Annotated in this window: 10 protein-coding genes, 22 tRNA genes and 1 rRNA gene; 31 read left to right on the forward strand and 2 right to left on the reverse strand. The window is 39.2% G+C overall.

Translation table 11 applies throughout. The features are described 5' to 3' along the window. Positions 1-182: 182 nt before the first annotated feature. The 24 genes from rrf to ACFVQC_RS00125 all read left to right on the forward strand — a co-directional run bounded on the left by rrf (position 183) and on the right by ACFVQC_RS00125 (position 2,558). Positions 183-298 (forward strand): 5S ribosomal RNA (rrf, locus tag ACFVQC_RS00010). Positions 299-303: 5 nt separating this feature from the next. Then, positions 304-379: transfer RNA gene (locus ACFVQC_RS00015), tRNA-Val, on the forward strand. A gap of 5 nt (positions 380-384) precedes the next feature. Continuing rightward, positions 385-460 (forward strand) — tRNA-Thr (locus ACFVQC_RS00020). Positions 461-470: 10 nt separating this feature from the next. After that, positions 471-546 (forward strand) — tRNA-His (locus ACFVQC_RS00025). A gap of 24 nt (positions 547-570) precedes the next feature. Next, positions 571-651 (forward strand) — tRNA-Leu (locus tag ACFVQC_RS00030). Between the two features lie 29 nt (positions 652-680). Then, positions 681-755, forward strand: a tRNA-Gly gene (locus ACFVQC_RS00035). 16 nt (positions 756-771) lie between these two features. Then, positions 772-860, forward strand: a tRNA-Leu gene (locus ACFVQC_RS00040). 3 nt (positions 861-863) lie between these two features. Continuing rightward, positions 864-937, forward strand: a tRNA-Arg gene (locus ACFVQC_RS00045). Between the two features lie 11 nt (positions 938-948). Beyond that, positions 949-1,022 (forward strand) — tRNA-Pro (locus ACFVQC_RS00050). A gap of 13 nt (positions 1,023-1,035) precedes the next feature. After that, positions 1,036-1,108, forward strand: a tRNA-Ala gene (locus ACFVQC_RS00055). 20 nt (positions 1,109-1,128) lie between these two features. Beyond that, positions 1,129-1,205: transfer RNA gene (locus ACFVQC_RS00060), tRNA-Met, on the forward strand. 3 nt (positions 1,206-1,208) lie between these two features. Further along, positions 1,209-1,285: transfer RNA gene (locus ACFVQC_RS00065), tRNA-Ile, on the forward strand. 17 nt (positions 1,286-1,302) lie between these two features. Next, positions 1,303-1,395, forward strand: a tRNA-Ser gene (locus tag ACFVQC_RS00070). Between the two features lie 27 nt (positions 1,396-1,422). Continuing rightward, a tRNA-Met gene (locus tag ACFVQC_RS00075) sits at positions 1,423-1,499 on the forward strand. Positions 1,500-1,502: 3 nt separating this feature from the next. Further along, positions 1,503-1,578 (forward strand) — tRNA-Asp (locus ACFVQC_RS00080). 14 nt (positions 1,579-1,592) lie between these two features. Then, positions 1,593-1,668, forward strand: a tRNA-Phe gene (locus tag ACFVQC_RS00085). 14 nt (positions 1,669-1,682) lie between these two features. Then, positions 1,683-1,758, forward strand: a tRNA-Thr gene (locus ACFVQC_RS00090). Positions 1,759-1,768: 10 nt separating this feature from the next. Beyond that, positions 1,769-1,844 (forward strand) — tRNA-Lys (locus ACFVQC_RS00095). A 13-nt stretch (positions 1,845-1,857) separates the two neighbouring features. Next, positions 1,858-1,928, forward strand: a tRNA-Gly gene (locus tag ACFVQC_RS00100). Positions 1,929-1,934: 6 nt separating this feature from the next. Next, positions 1,935-2,011 (forward strand) — tRNA-Ile (locus tag ACFVQC_RS00105). A gap of 7 nt (positions 2,012-2,018) precedes the next feature. Further along, a tRNA-Asn gene (locus tag ACFVQC_RS00110) sits at positions 2,019-2,093 on the forward strand. A 6-nt stretch (positions 2,094-2,099) separates the two neighbouring features. Beyond that, a tRNA-Ser gene (locus ACFVQC_RS00115) sits at positions 2,100-2,190 on the forward strand. 6 nt (positions 2,191-2,196) lie between these two features. Continuing rightward, a tRNA-Glu gene (locus tag ACFVQC_RS00120) sits at positions 2,197-2,268 on the forward strand. 134 nt (positions 2,269-2,402) lie between these two features. Beyond that, a complete protein-coding gene (locus ACFVQC_RS00125) occupies positions 2,403-2,558 on the forward strand; it encodes a hypothetical protein (RefSeq protein ID WP_377893403.1) in 156 nt (51 codons plus the stop codon). Between the two features lie 30 nt (positions 2,559-2,588). Here the strand turns inward: ACFVQC_RS00125 and ACFVQC_RS00130 are convergent, their stop codons facing one another. Continuing rightward, on the reverse strand, positions 2,589-3,812 hold the full coding sequence (locus ACFVQC_RS00130) for an MFS transporter (RefSeq protein WP_377893402.1): 1,224 nt from the start codon (positions 3,810-3,812) through the stop codon (positions 2,589-2,591). Between the two features lie 323 nt (positions 3,813-4,135). Between ACFVQC_RS00130 and ACFVQC_RS00135 the strand changes: the two genes are divergently transcribed. The 7 genes from ACFVQC_RS00135 to glgP all read left to right on the forward strand — a co-directional run bounded on the left by ACFVQC_RS00135 (position 4,136) and on the right by glgP (position 14,796). After that, complete coding sequence (locus tag ACFVQC_RS00135) at positions 4,136-4,741, forward strand: TetR/AcrR family transcriptional regulator (RefSeq protein ID WP_377893400.1); 606 nt, start codon at positions 4,136-4,138, stop codon at positions 4,739-4,741. A 403-nt stretch (positions 4,742-5,144) separates the two neighbouring features. Further along, positions 5,145-6,089 (forward strand): L-lactate dehydrogenase, encoded by a 945-nt coding sequence (locus ACFVQC_RS00140; RefSeq protein WP_219920692.1) that lies wholly within the window; start codon positions 5,145-5,147, stop codon positions 6,087-6,089. A gap of 643 nt (positions 6,090-6,732) precedes the next feature. Further along, on the forward strand, positions 6,733-8,670 hold the full coding sequence (glgB, locus tag ACFVQC_RS00145; protein WP_377897150.1) for a 1,4-alpha-glucan branching protein GlgB: 1,938 nt from the start codon (positions 6,733-6,735) through the stop codon (positions 8,668-8,670). After that, complete coding sequence (gene glgC / locus ACFVQC_RS00150) at positions 8,618-9,748, forward strand: glucose-1-phosphate adenylyltransferase (protein WP_000057600.1); 1,131 nt, start codon at positions 8,618-8,620, stop codon at positions 9,746-9,748. The genes glgB and glgC overlap by 53 nt, the downstream gene beginning before the upstream one ends. A gap of 18 nt (positions 9,749-9,766) precedes the next feature. Then, complete coding sequence (glgD, locus tag ACFVQC_RS00155) at positions 9,767-10,801, forward strand: glucose-1-phosphate adenylyltransferase subunit GlgD (RefSeq protein WP_377897151.1); 1,035 nt, start codon at positions 9,767-9,769, stop codon at positions 10,799-10,801. 137 nt (positions 10,802-10,938) lie between these two features. Next, positions 10,939-12,369, forward strand: a complete 1,431-nt coding sequence (glgA, locus tag ACFVQC_RS00160) for a glycogen synthase GlgA (protein ID WP_002112556.1) — start codon at positions 10,939-10,941, stop codon at positions 12,367-12,369. Between the two features lie 18 nt (positions 12,370-12,387). After that, a complete protein-coding gene (gene glgP / locus ACFVQC_RS00165) occupies positions 12,388-14,796 on the forward strand; it encodes a glycogen phosphorylase (protein ID WP_377897152.1) in 2,409 nt (802 codons plus the stop codon). Positions 14,797-14,908: 112 nt separating this feature from the next. Here glgP and ACFVQC_RS00170 read toward each other — a convergent pair whose 3' ends face one another. Continuing rightward, positions 14,909-15,043 carry a hypothetical protein gene (locus ACFVQC_RS00170; protein ID WP_002145142.1) on the reverse strand — a complete coding sequence of 45 codons (135 nt, stop codon included), beginning with the start codon at positions 15,041-15,043 and terminating at the stop codon, positions 14,909-14,911. Positions 15,044-15,070 lie beyond the last annotated feature (27 nt).

Genomic DNA, 15,070 nt, shown 5'->3' on the forward strand with positions numbered 1-15,070 from the left:
ATGATCAGGTTGATAGGTTCGAGGTGGAAGCATGGTGACATGTGGAGCTGACGAATACTAATAGATCGAGGACTTAACCATATAATATGAAGCAATGTTATCTAGTTTTGAAAGAATATAAAAAACTTGTTGACTTTAAATGTCGAATAAGTTATGATAATTCTTGTCTTAAATGAATACAGTCTGGTAATGATGGCAGAGAGGTCACACCCGTTCCCATACCGAACACGGAAGTTAAGCTCTCTAGCGCCGATGGTAGTTGGGACCTTGTCCCTGTGAGAGTAGGACGTTGCCAGGCAATTCGGAGGATTAGCTCAGCTGGGAGAGCACCTGCCTTACAAGCAGGGGGTCGGCGGTTCGATCCCGTCATCCTCCACCATTCTAGCCGACTTAGCTCAATTGGTAGAGCAACTGACTTGTAATCAGTAGGTTGGGGGTTCAAGTCCTCTAGTCGGCACCAGAAAATCATGGCGGTTGTGGCGAAGTGGTTAACGCACCGGATTGTGGCTCCGGCATTCGTGGGTTCAATTCCCATCAGTCGCCCCATTTTTTCTTTTAAAATCATAATATGCGGGTGTGGCGGAATTGGCAGACGCACTAGACTTAGGATCTAGCGCCTTTGGCGTGGGGGTTCGACTCCCTTCACCCGCACTTTTAATAAAATAACTCATACATGTCTTGCGGAAGTAGTTCAGTGGTAGAATACAACCTTGCCAAGGTTGGGGTCGCGGGTTCGAATCCCGTCTTCCGCTCCAATTTTCAATATGACATGCCGGGGTGGCGGAACAGGCAGACGCACAGGACTTAAAATCCTGCGGTGGGTGACCACCGTGCGGGTTCGACCCCCGCCCTCGGCACCATATGCGCCCGTAGCTCAATTGGATAGAGCGTTTGACTACGGATCAAGAGGTTAGGGGTTCGACTCCTCTCGGGCGCGTTTTTTATTAACGGGAAGTGGCTCAGCTTGGTAGAGCACCTGGTTTGGGACCAGGGGGTCGCAGGTTCAAATCCTGTCTTCCCGATATTTCAACATATGGGGCCTTAGCTCAGCTGGGAGAGCGCCTGCCTTGCACGCAGGAGGTCAGCGGTTCGATCCCGCTAGGCTCCACTTATTTGAATATCACTTATGGCGGTGTAGCTCAGCTGGCTAGAGCGTACGGTTCATACCCGTGAGGTCGGGGGTTCGATCCCCTCCGCCGCTACCATAAGGACCTTTAGCTCAGCTGGTTAGAGCAGACGGCTCATAACCGTCCGGTCGTAGGTTCGAGTCCTACAAGGTCCACCACTCAAAGTTCATATCTCGGAGGTATACCCAAGTTCGGCTGAAGGGATCGGTCTTGAAAACCGACAGGCGGCGAGAGTCGCGCGGGGGTTCGAATCCCTCTACCTCCTCCATTTTTTCTAAATTAAATATTATATCATCGCGGGGTGGAGCAGTACGGTAGCTCGTCGGGCTCATAACCCGAAGGTCGCAGGTTCAAATCCTGTCCCCGCAACCAAATGGTCCCGTGGTGTAGTGGTTAACATGCCTGCCTGTCACGCAGGAGATCGCCGGTTCGACCCCGGTCGGGACCGCCATTTTTTTACATAAAGGCTCGGTAGCTCAGTCGGTAGAGCAGAGGACTGAAAATCCTCGTGTCGGCGGTTCGATTCCGTCCCGAGCCACCATTTTGAAATCGCAAGCCGGCTTAGCTCAATTGGTAGAGCAACTGACTTGTAATCAGTAGGTTGGGGGTTCAAGTCCTCTAGCCGGCACCACTTTCAAAATGAGCCATTAGCTCAGTTGGTAGAGCATCTGACTTTTAATCAGAGGGTCGAAGGTTCGAATCCTTCATGGCTCACCATTTTTAATTTAATGCGGGTGTAGTTTAGTGGTAAAACAAGAGCCTTCCAAGCTCTGGTCGAGAGTTCGATTCTCTTCACCCGCTTTTTATGGGCCTATAGCTCAGCTGGTTAGAGCGCACGCCTGATAAGCGTGAGGTCGATGGTTCGAGTCCATTTAGGCCCACCATAATTATTCCGCAGTAGCTCAGTGGTAGAGCTATCGGCTGTTAACCGATCGGTCGTAGGTTCGAGTCCTACCTGCGGAGCCATATTATAGAGAAGTACCCAAGTGGCTCAAGGGGCTCCCCTGCTAAGGGAGTAGATCGCGAACGCGGTGCGAGGGTTCGAATCCCTTCTTCTCTGCCAGATTTTGGCCCGTTGGTCAAGTGGTTAAGACACCGCCCTTTCACGGCGGTAACACGGGTTCGAATCCCGTACGGGTCATACTAAAAGAGATAGCATAATCTGCTATCTCTTTTTTGTTGTGTAAAAGCGGACTTTGGATAGTCCGCTTTTTTTATGAAATGTTGTATACTTTTTTCTATTTCAATCGTCTAACTAATAGAAAGGAGAGAGCGATGGAGTATGAAAAGATCATTATAGAAACATCAAAAAGTATTTATAGATATTTGCTTAAAATTGGAGTAACACCAGCAGAAGCAGAGGATATCGTTCAAGATACGATACAAAAAAGTTATATTAATTTAAATAGGATTACCTCTTCTTATACATAAGAAGAGGTAATCCTATTTTTTGAATATGTTTTAACTCTCTGCTGAATGCCCATCCGGTTTCATAACAGCATGACTATATGCGGAGTGGAGAGTTTTGTATCCTAAAAGTGCAATAGTTAAGGCAAGGCCTCCTGCAATAATAGCCACACTAAATCCTGCGCGAGCTCCAAAGGTATCAATAACTAAACCAGCTACCGCTGATCCTAGAGAGACTCCAATACCAAGTCCTGTAATTGCCCAGGTCATTCCTTCGGTTATTTTTGATTCAGGTACGATTTTTTCCACCAGTCCCATAGTAATAATCATAGTAGGGGCAACAGATAAGCCTGCAAAGAAAACAATAACTACTAGCCAAGCAATAGTGTTTACGAAAACTAGTGGCAGCATTGTTACCATTGATAGTGTGACTGCTATTAAAAATTGATTATATGGTGGAGTACTGAGTTTAAGAGTACCGAAAATAAGACCTGCCAGGCATGAACCGATTGCATAGACGGAAAGCACAAAGCTAGCAGCTACTGTGTTTCCTTGATGCTCAGCAAAAGCCACACTAACTACATCTATTGTGCCAAATATAGTACCTATAGCGATGAGTGTGAATACAAGCACTCGTAATGTACCAATTTTAAATACTGTTCCTTTGTTTGTAATGTCGTGGGGATGTACATGTGGTTCTGTGCTTTTTTGCATGGTGAATAGGCATACCCCGATTGTAAGAAAAACACATGATAAAAGTGGTCCTGCTTCTGGGAAGAACATAACACTTAAACTGACGGATAATACAGGACCAATGATGAAGCAAATTTCATCGACGACCGATTCGAAGGAAAATGCTGTATGCAATTTATGAGATCCACGGTATAGTTTAGTCCAACGTGCACGTACCATGGCCGACATGTTTGGCATACAACCCGCACATAAGGCGGATAGAAATAGCGTCCAATAAGGAGCCTCATATTTCGTACATAGAAGTAAGAGAATCGTAAAGAAAACACTGATACCTGTAGTCGGAAGAAGTATACGAGATTGCCCTAATTGATCAGCCATACGAGAAATATGAGGAGCTAGTAAAGCTGATGATAATGTGAAGGTGGCTGCAACGGCTCCGGCAAGCCAATAGTCACCACGTAACTGAGATAACATTGTAACAATACCAATCCCCATCATTGATATGGGCATCCGAGCTATAAAGCCTGCTAATGAGAATCCTTTTGTACCAGAAGCACTGAAAATCTCACGGTAGGAATTAAACATAATAATCACCAAAGTATTTGACGTTTACATATACATTCTTCATTCTTGTAACTCCTCCTCTGTGTCGTTAATACCTTCTATAAAAAGGGACAGTGAGTCAATTTAGGGTATAAGTAAGAAGTTATATTATCTTGTAAGCTAGAAAAAATTTACATACGCACCGTATGTCAATATCATATTAACATACGGTGCGTATGTCAATTGAAATATTTTATCTCTGGATGGAGAGCTAACGTTAAAAGGAGTTATTCTTTTATATAGAGAACGATACTATAATGGGATTCATTTTGAATAAAGGGAATGAATAGAAGTAGGAGGAAAAGATGGTTAAAAAAACAAGAGCAGAAATGATCATTGAAACACGCGCTAAATTGCTGAGTGCAGCAAGAGAGGCTTTCGGTACAGTTGGATATGTAAACACATCTATGGATGATTTTACTGCATCTGTCGGTTTAACGCGTGGTGCAATTTATCATCATTTTGGCGATAAAAAAGGATTGTTAGAAGCAGTTGTAAAAGAAATTGATATGGAAATGGATAATAAATTACGGAAAGTATCAGATGAGGCGGAAGGAAATTGGGAAGGATTTGTTGGGCGCTGTCGAGCTTATTTAACGATGGCACTTGATCCAGAAATTCAGAGAATCGTACTTCGGGATGCACCAGCAGTATTAGGAACTAGCTATTATCAATCATCGCAATCACAATGTTTAGCAACAATGGGTAATATGCTTCTGCAATTGATGCAGGAGCATATTATTGAAAAAACAGACTGTGAAGCTTTAGCACGGCTCATAAATGGGGGATTAGTGGACCTCGCTTGTTGGATTGCGAATTCTGAAGATGCCGAGGCACAGTTGTCTAAAGCTTTGCATAGCCTATCACTTATATTGAATAGTTTGGTGTTAGAAAAGAATGAGCGATCGTAACGGATATTTTTATTGATATGCAATAATGGTTAGAGTGGAAGTGTACCGTGTGAGGAGTAGTTGAGGCTACTCTTTATTTTTTTCTATTGACGAAAGAGTATTATCTGCTCGTTGCTAAAAATGGTGAGGAATAAAAACATTTTTAAAGTGGTAATTAAACTTGTTTATTTCGATTCACAATCTTTATAAAACATCTTCATTGGTATTGATTCCACACTTGATCTAATCATTTTACACTCTATGTGAAAAAGTTCACAAATAGGTCATAATTTGTGAAGGAATTCACAATAATCCGTGCTACAATATGTATGTAAAGAAGTTAAACAACATTAAATTAGTATTTTAATTAATTACTTAAACAATAATATAAAATATATGTGAACAATAGAGAGGGGAAATTATCATGAAAAAAGGTATCAATCGTGTAGTATTAGTAGGAACAGGAGCTGTAGGTTGTAGTTATGCTTACTCAATGATCAACCAAGGTGTAGCTGAAGAATTCGTACTTGTAGATGTAAATGAAGCAAAAGCAGAAGGGGAAGCAATGGACTTAAGCCATGCGGTACCATTCTCTCCAGCACCAACAAAAGTTTGGAGCGGTAGCTATGCAGATTGTAAAGATGCAGATCTAGTTGTTATCACTGCTGGATTACCACAAAAGCCAGGCGAAACTCGTTTAGACTTAGTTGAAAAAAATACAAAAATCTTTAAACAAATCGTTCGCGGTATTATGGATAGCGGATTCGATGGAATCTTCTTAATCGCAACTAACCCAGTTGATATTTTAACTTACGTAACTTGGAAAGAATCTGGCCTACCAAAAGAGCGCGTAATTGGTTCTGGTACTACTTTAGACTCTGCTCGTTTCCGTTACATGTTAGGCGACTACTTAGATGTAGATCCACGTAACGTTCATGCTTATATCGTTGGTGAGCACGGTGACACTGAACTTCCAGTATGGAGCCACGCTACTGTAGGTGTACAAAAACTAGAAACAATCTTAGCGAACAACGAACAGTATAGCCAAGAAGATTTAGATAAAATCTTTGAAAATGTACGCGATGCAGCTTACCACATTATCGAGCGTAAAGGCGCAACTTACTACGGAATCGGTATGTCATTACTTCGTGTAACTAAAGCGATCTTAAGCAACGAGAACAGCGTATTAACTGTATCTGCATACCTTGAAGGTCAATATGGTGAGAAAGATGCTTACGTAGGTGTTCCAGCTGTTATTAACCGCGAAGGTGTACGTGAAATCGTAGAACTTGAATTAAACGAAGAAGAAAAAGCGAAATTCGCTCATTCTGTAAAAGTGTTAAAAGAAACAATGGCACCAGTACTATAATAATTGTTAAATAATTCAGAGGCGGGAAACTGCTTCCTACCTCTGAATTAATATAAATTAATATAAATTCCTTTTCCGGTTTCCCTTGTATATCCCCAATATACCCCTTTTGCTGGATAAGGGTCGTTTATAGAAAAAGCACTCTATTTTTGAATAGAGTGCTTTTGTGCGTTATCCCACTATTTGCGAGCAGAATTTCACTTTATTCTTTAGGAGTTAACCTTGTGGCAATTTTTCCTAAACGCCATTCATCTCCTGCATACTCATTAGACCATGTCCTACCTATTCCTTGAGGTGGGAGTTTTCGTCGGGAAATGATAAAATTTGTGACGAAAAATGTTGAGAAATATTTTTAAACAATAGATTATTTCGCTTGTATTTTACGTGAGAAATAGCGTGAAAAATGGAGAGAAACCAATAAAATAAATATTGAGCAACAATGAAGGGCGAGAAATAGTAAGGAAAATGAAGCGTTTACAATGAATATTCGTCAAAATTCGATATTTTACACGATAAATGTAAACATTTTAAGTGAAATTTAAGAAAAAAACGAATATTTTTTAAAAAACAACAAGGATATTTCAGTTTTTTGCAGAAATGATAAAGAGTAAAAAATTTCTGTCATCTTAGTGAGGTGAACATATTGGATGTAATAAATTGTGAAGAAGTGAAACGAGATGAGTTTCATACAGAAAAGTACTATGACAGTTATAACATCTTTGGGGCACATATTGTGACGGAAGATGGGATGCGAGGTGTACGATTCACAGTATGGGCTCCTCATGCGAAAGCAATGAGTGTTGTTGGGAATTTTAATGAATGGGATTATGAGCAACATAAGATGCTACAAGTGACAGAAGAGGGGATTTGGTCCTTGTTTGTACCGCATATTGAAGAGAATGAGATATACAAGTATGCGATTGAAACGATGGGCGATGACGTTATTTTAAAAGCAGATCCTTACGCAGTATATGCAGAAGTAAGACCAAATACGGCATCTGTAGTTTTTGATATAGAGGGATATGAATGGAATGATAAAAACTGGATTCGTAAGAGAAAGAAAAAATCGATTTATAAAGAAGCGATGACAGTTTATGAATTACATTTCGGTTCTTGGAAAAAGAAAGAAGATGGCGCTCTGTATTCTTACAGAGAAATGGCCGAGGAGCTCATTCCGTATGTGGTGGAACATCAATTTACACATATTGAAATTATGCCGCTTGTTGAGCATCCATATGATCGTTCTTGGGGATATCAAGGAACGGGATATTATGCAGCTACAAGTAGATTCGGCACGCCACATGATTTGATGTATTTTGTCGATGAATGTCATAAATATGGAATCGGTGTCATTTTAGATTGGGTGCCGGGGCATTTTTGTAAAGATGCTCACGGTTTATATTTGTTTGATGGGACACCGACTTATGAATATAAAGATAGAGATGTACAAGAAAACCTTGTATGGGGAACTGTTAATTTTGATTTAGGGAAGAGGGAAGTACGTAATTTCTTAATTTCAAATGCGTTATTTTGGATGAGGTATTTCCATATTGATGGTTTCAGGGTAGATGCAGTTGCGAATATGCTGTACTGGAATAAAGAAGGAAAAGAGCAAAGCAATGAACACGCTGTCTCTTTCTTACGAGAGTTAAATGAAGCTGTGTTTGCAGAAGATGAAGAGTTTCTTATGACAGCGGAAGATTCAACAGCTTGGCCACTTGTAACAGCTCCAACATACGAGGGTGGACTTGGATTCAATTATAAATGGAATATGGGTTGGATGAATGATGTGCTGAAATATATGGAATGTGCGCCAGAGTACCGGAAATACATTCATGAGAAAATGACTTTCTCTTTAATATATGCTCACTCTGAAAACTTCATATTGCCGCTTTCTCATGATGAAGTCGTTCATGGGAAAAAGTCGTTATTAAATAAAATGCCGGGAGATTACTGGGATAAGTTCGCCCAACTTCGTTTATTATATGGATATTTCTTTACTCATCCAGGTAAGAAATTACTCTTTATGGGTGGAGAATTCGGTCAATTTGATGAGTGGAAAGACCTTGAAGATTTAGATTGGAATTTACATGATTTTGAAATGCATCGTTACATGCATGATTACTTTAAAGAGCTCATAGCATTGTATAAGCGCTCAAAACCACTTTGGCAGTTAGATCACTCGCCTGAAGGATTTCAGTGGATTGATGCTAATAATAATGAGCAAAGTATTTTCTCGTTTATCCGCCAAGGGGATAAGCAGGAAGATGCGTTAGTTATCGTATGTAATTTTACGAAAGCTACATATGAAAACTATAAAGTAGGTGTACCAGATTTCGAGTATTATAACGAAATTTTAAACAGTGACTCGGCGCAATATGGCGGATCGGGGCAAGTTAATAAGAAACGTCTCAAGATGATTCTAGAGCCATATCATAATCAAGCGGGACATATAGAAATTACAATTCCACCATTTGGCGTATCCATATTACGACCAGTGAAGACGAGAAAGGGGAGCAAAAAACAAGATGGCTCAAAAACAAAAGTGCGTAGCAATGTTACTAGCAGGGGGAAAAGGTAGTCGTTTAAGTGCATTAACAAAAAATTTAGCCAAGCCAGCTGTTCCATTTGGTGGTAAATATCGCATTATTGATTTTACGTTAAGTAACTGTGCAAACTCCGGTATTGAAACGGTGGGGATTTTAACACAATATCAACCGCTAGAACTTCATAATTATATTGGAATCGGAAACGCTTGGGATCTTGATCGCGTAAACGGTGGAGTCACTGTGTTACCTCCTTATGCGGAGTCTTCAGGTGTGAAGTGGTATACAGGTACGGCAAGTGCTATTTATCAAAACTTAAACTATTTAAGTCAGTACGAACCAGAATATGTCCTTATTTTATCAGGTGACCATATTTATAAAATGGATTACAGTAAAATGCTAGATTACCATATTGAGAAAGAAGCAGATGTTTCGATTTCTGTTATTGAAGTCCCGTGGGATGAAGCAAGTCGCTTTGGCATCATGAATACAAATGAAGAGATGGAAGTTGTTGAATTTGAGGAGAAACCGCAATTTCCAAGAAGTAATCTTGCATCAATGGGAATTTATATTTTTAACTGGGCCATTTTAAAAGAATATTTAGAGATGGATGCAAGAAATCCTGAATCTAGTAATGATTTCGGAAAAGATGTACTTCCGCTTTTATTAGATGAAGGGAAGAAGTTGATGGCGTATCCATTTGAAGGATATTGGAAAGATGTTGGAACGGTGAAAAGCTTATGGGAAGCGAATATGGATTTACTTCGTGATGAAACATCGTTGAACTTGAACGATCGTAATTGGCGCATTTATTCTGTGAACCCAAACGAGCCGCCTCAATATATTGCAGAACAGGCAAAAGTAGAAGAGTCACTTATTAATGAAGGATGCGTCATTGAAGGGGACGTGAAGCATTCTGTTTTATTCCAAGGAGTGACGGTGGAAGAAGGTAGTATGGTAATCGATTCTGTCGTTATGCCGGGGGCAAAGATTGGTAAAAACGTTGTGATTGAAAGAGCGATCGTTGGATCGGAAATGGTTATTGAAGATGGGACAATAATTCGTCCAGAAAAAAATGTTGATGATGTAGTACTAATTGCTGAAGGAAAATAGAAAAGGGGGATGAAATGAATGGGAGAAAAAATGTTAGGAATTATTAATGCAACGGGAAGTTTTCCTTCCTTAAAGAAAGTAACAGGGCATCGTTCATTAGCGGCATTACCGTTTGGAGGCCGTTACCGCCTCATTGATTTCATGCTTTCAAATATGGTGAATTCTAATATTCATAGCGTGGCGGTTTTTACAAGTCATAAAAATCGTTCTTTAATGGATCATGTCGGTTCAGGAAAACAGTGGGATTTAGATAGAAAGCGTGATGGACTGTTTTTATTCCCACCGAACTGCCAATGTGACCAAGATGAATTTGGATCTTTTGCACATTTTAGAAGACATATTGATTATTTTCTAAGAAGCAGAGAAGAATATGTTGTTATTACGAATAGCCATCTTGTAACAGCGTTAAACTTTCAAGCGGTGTTAGAGCGACATATACATACGTCTGCAGATATTACTGAAGTTTGTCATGAAGGGGTTTCGCTTCAAACATATGTGTTAAAGAAACAATTATTGCTAGACTTATTTGAGACATATAAAGATGTGGAGCAATACAGTTTATTTGATGTAGTGAGAGAAAAGAGCGGGAAATCACTGCATATTGCTACGTATGAGCATACAGGATATGTAGCTATCATTGATTCGATTGAAAGTTACTATAAGCATAGTCTAGAAATTTTGCAGCCTACTATTTGGAAGCAATTATTTAAGAAAGAAGCACCAATCTTTACGAAAGTAAAAGATGAGCCGCCAACTCGTTATATGAAGGGTGCAGTAGTGAAAAATACGATGATTGCAAACGGTAGTATTATTGAAGGTGAAGTGGAAAATAGTGTTATCTCCCGTTCTGTTAAAATTGGAAAAGGTTCAATTGTTCGTAATAGTATTATTATGCAAAAGAGCAAAATTGGAGATAATTGCATAATAGATGGTGTTATTATTGATAAAGATGTGAAACTTGGCGACGGCGTAGTGTTAAAAGGAAGTGCTGATGAGCCATATGTTGTAGAAAAAGGTAGTGTACAAAATAGTACAATCAACAGTTATTCGTAAATAGCAGGTGCATAATTAGTGGGGGATTTAGAAAACCCCCACTAATTAAGGTTTTACTCTATATGAAAACTTGAAGGGAGGAAGCTGTAAGAAGAGCGATTTATGATGTATACGCTTTTCGTGCAGTGGAACAACAGGTGAATATTTTATTTGCAGTATCAGAATGTGTACCGTTTATTAAATCCGGAGGTCTAGCTGATGTAGCAGGCGCGCTCCCAAAAGAATTAAAAAAATTAGGAGTGAATGTTCGCATTATACTTCCAAACTACAGTCTTATCCCGAAAGAGTTAAGAGAAGGATGTACGCTTCATAAAGTAATTAACGTTCCTCTTGGATGGAGAAACCAATATTGCGGGATTTTAAAAGGTGAGCAGGATGGGATTACGTATTACTTAATAGATAATGAATATTATTTTAAGAGAGATTCTCTCTATGGCCATTATGATGATGGGGAGCGTTTTTCTTATTTTTCAAAAGCAGTTTTAGAGTGTATTCCGCATCTTGATTTCGAAGTAGATGTTCTTCATAGCCATGATTGGCATACAGCTATGGTTAATTTCTTACTTCGTGAAAAGTATCAAGATAACCCGTTATATGAGCATATTAAAACGGTATATACGATTCATAATTTGCAGTTCCAAGGTGTATTTCCTCCTGAAGTGATGTACGACTTACTGGAGCTTGGTCATGAATATTTTCATAGTGAACAGCTTGAGTTTTATGGAAACGTGAACTTTATGAAAGGCGGTATTATCGCATCTGACCAAATTACAGCGGTTAGCCCGACATATAAAGAAGAGATTCAATATGAGTTTTTCGGTGAGAAGTTAGATGGATTGCTACGAAAGCATAACGATAAGCTTAGTGGCATTGTAAATGGAATTGATACGAGTGTATATAATCCAGAAACAGATCCATATATTACGGCTCAGTATAGTGCAGAGTCATTAGAGGAAAAGAGTGAAAATAAACGCGCATTGCAGCGTTATTTTGGTTTACCAGAAAAAGAAGATACACCAGTTATTTCGATGGTAACACGATTAACGAAGCAAAAGGGGCTTGATCTAGTACGTACTGTATTCCGTGAAATAATGGAAGAAGATGTACAATGTATTATTTTGGGATCAGGCGATTCTGAATACGAGCAGTTCTTTGAATGGATGGCATACGAATATCCAGAAAAGGTAAAAGTATATATTGGATTTAATGAAGCGTTAGCGCACCAAGTGTACGCGGGAAGCGATTTGTTTTTAATGCCATCGCTGTTTGAACCGTGTGGACTTGGACAACTTATTGCGCTAGCATATGGCACGATTCCAATTGTAAGAGAAACAGGCGGATTAAATGATACTGTACATTCTTACGATGAGGAAACTGGAATTGGGAATGGCTTTAGCTTTACGAATTTTAATGCGCATGACATGTTACATACAATTCTTCGTGCAATTGAGTTTTATCAAGATAAACCGGTATGGGATAAGCTTGTAAAGCAAGCGATGACTGAAGATTATAGCTGGGGGAAATCTGCTCTTGCATATAAGAAATTGTATAAAAGTCTCATGGAATAACATTGAGGTGGTGAAAAAATGTTTACTCATGTTGAAAGCTTTAAATCCGCTTTTCTAGAAAAATTAGAAATGATGTATGGGAAAAGTTTCAAAGATTCTACAACTCGTGATCAGTATAATACGCTTGGTCATATGGTACGTGAGTATATGAATAGTCAATGGATTGCAACGAATGAAAGTTATCGTTCTGGAGATCAAAAGCAAATGTATTATTTATCCATTGAGTTTTTACTTGGGCGTTTGCTAGGCAGTAACATATTAAATTTAGGTATTCGAGATGTATGTGAAAAGGGGCTTTCTGAACTTGGAATTTCTTTGCAAGAGTTAGAAGAGATTGAAGCAGATGCTGGCCTTGGTAATGGTGGCCTTGGCCGTTTAGCAGCCTGTTTTCTCGATTCACTCGCTTCTTTAAACTTACCAGGACATGGCTGTGGTATTCGTTATAAGCATGGCCTGTTTGATCAAAAAATTGTTGACGGCTATCAAGTAGAATTTCCAGAACAGTGGCTTCTTCATGAAAACGTTTGGGAAGTAAGAAGGTATGACCAAGCCGTAGAAGTAAGTTATTTTGGAAACGTTGAACCACTAGAAATTGATGGACGTTTAGAGTTCAGACATACAAATGCAGAAGTTATTATGGCAGTACCATATGACGTTCCAGTTATAGGGTATGAAACAAGTACTGTAAATACGCTTCGGCTTTGGAATGCGGAGCCAGTTCCTTTCCCGCAAAATTGTAAAGATATTTTGAAATATAAGCGTGAAACAGAGGCCGTATCGGAGTTTTTATATCCAGATGATACGCATGATGAGGGGAAAATACTTCGTTTAAAACAACAGTATTTCCTCGTATCAGCAAGTTTGCAAAATATCGTTCGTATGCATAGGGAGAGGCACGGTAGTCTTCGTCAGTTGCATGAAAAAATTGCGATTCATATAAACGATACACATCCGGTTCTAGCAATTCCAGAACTTATGCGTATTTTATTAGACGAAGAAAAATTGACATGGGAAGAAGCTTGGCACATAACAACGCAGACGATTTCCTATACGAATCATACAACGTTATCAGAAGCGCTTGAGAAATGGCCAATTCACATTTTTAAACCGTTATTACCGAGAATTTATATGATTATTGAAGAAATTAATGAACGTTTCTGTCATGAGCTTTGGGACCGTTATTCGTACGATTGGAAGCGCATTGAGGACATGGCCATTATTGCGCATGACCTTGTGAAAATGGCTCATTTAGCGATTGTTGGTAGCCATAGCGTTAACGGTGTGGCGAAAATTCATACAGAAATTTTAAAGCAGCGTGAAATGCGATTGTTCTATGAATTTTATCCAGATAAGTTTAATAATAAAACGAATGGAATTGCTCATAGGCGCTGGCTAATAAAGGCGAATCCGCAGCTGACGAATCTTATTTCGGAAGCGATTGGTGAAGAGTGGAAGAAAGAGCCAATTAAGCTGCAAGCACTGCAAAACTTCATATATGATACTAGTTTTCAAGAAAAGCTTGCAGGGGTAAAACAAGAGCGTAAGATTATTTTAGCGGAGCGCATTCATAATAAAATGGGGATCACTATTGATCCGAATTCTATTTTTGATGTGCAAGTGAAAAGGCTACATGCCTATAAACGACAGTTATTAAATGTTCTTCATATTTTATACTTGTATAACCGTTTAAAAGAGGATACTAGTTTTTCATTTTACCCGCGTACTTTTATTTTTGGAGCGAAAGCATCACCTGGCTATTATTATGCGAAGAAAATTATTAAATTAATAAATGAGCTTGCAAGAAAGGTGAATACCGATCCGTACGTAAGTCAATTTATGAAAGTTATCTTTCTAGAAAACTACCGAGTTTCTTTAGCGGAAGATATATTCCCGGCGGCAGATGTAAGTGAACAAATTTCAACTGCGAGTAAAGAAGCATCGGGAACAGGTAACATGAAATTCATGATGAATGGTGCAATTACACTCGGAACGTTAGATGGAGCTAATATTGAAATAAAAGACCGGGTCGGCGATGATGCCTGCTTCATTTTCGGCTTAACAGCGGATGAGGTTCTTCATTACTACCAAAATGGTGGATATCGTGCAAGTGACTATTACCACCACAATATGCACATTAAAAAAGTAGTAGATCAGTTAACGAATGGTTTCTTTGCACAGTCGGGAGCTGAATTTGAAGCGATTTATGATTCGCTCGTTATTCAAAATGATGAATACTTCGTTCTTCGAGATTTTAGCCCATATGCTGAAAGACAAGAAGCTGTCGGAAGGGCCTATGAAAATAGGAAGAAATGGCTGGAAATGTCGATTTTGAACATTGCACAATCTGGGCATTTTGCGAGTGATCGAACAATTTTGCAGTACAGTAATGAAATTTGGGGTATTGGTAATACTGTTAAACTTTTTTAGATGAAAGCCTCTTTTGAAGGGGCTTTTATTTATTCACTTTTAAAGCAGGGATACGCTTGCTTAGAAAAATAAAACGAGCTTAAGGATATTAAGCTCGTTTTACTTATTTTGCTTAAGAAAGAAATGGGATAGTGGTATATATTATACCTGTTCCACCGTATTCTCCTGTCGCAAAGTATGAAAATGTAAAGAAACCTGTAACCGAAAAAATTACAATGAGAAAAAGTGCAAAGATAAATTTTAACATGTAAGGTCCCCTCATCCAAAAGTAAAT

Origin of the sequence: Bacillus sp. NPDC057893 (assembly GCF_042796455.1) — a bacterium.
Lineage (GTDB): Bacteria > Bacillota > Bacilli > Bacillales > Bacillaceae_G > Bacillus_A.

Excerpts from the sequence above, each read along its gene's own strand:
- ACFVQC_RS00125 (WP_377893403.1), top strand. The coding sequence starts at position 2,403 with ATGGAGTATGAAAAGATCATTATAGAAACATCAAAAAGTATTTATAGA.
- ACFVQC_RS00130 (WP_377893402.1), bottom strand. The coding sequence starts at position 3,812 with ATGTTTAATTCCTACCGTGAGATTTTCAGTGCTTCTGGTACAAAAGGA.
- ACFVQC_RS00135 (WP_377893400.1), top strand. The coding sequence starts at position 4,136 with ATGGTTAAAAAAACAAGAGCAGAAATGATCATTGAAACACGCGCTAAA.
- ACFVQC_RS00140 (WP_219920692.1), top strand. The coding sequence starts at position 5,145 with ATGAAAAAAGGTATCAATCGTGTAGTATTAGTAGGAACAGGAGCTGTA.
- glgC (WP_000057600.1), top strand. The coding sequence starts at position 8,618 with ATGGCTCAAAAACAAAAGTGCGTAGCAATGTTACTAGCAGGGGGAAAA.
- glgD (WP_377897151.1), top strand. The coding sequence starts at position 9,767 with ATGGGAGAAAAAATGTTAGGAATTATTAATGCAACGGGAAGTTTTCCT.
- glgP (WP_377897152.1), top strand. The coding sequence starts at position 12,388 with ATGTTTACTCATGTTGAAAGCTTTAAATCCGCTTTTCTAGAAAAATTA.
- ACFVQC_RS00170 (WP_002145142.1), bottom strand. The coding sequence starts at position 15,043 with ATGTTAAAATTTATCTTTGCACTTTTTCTCATTGTAATTTTTTCGGTT.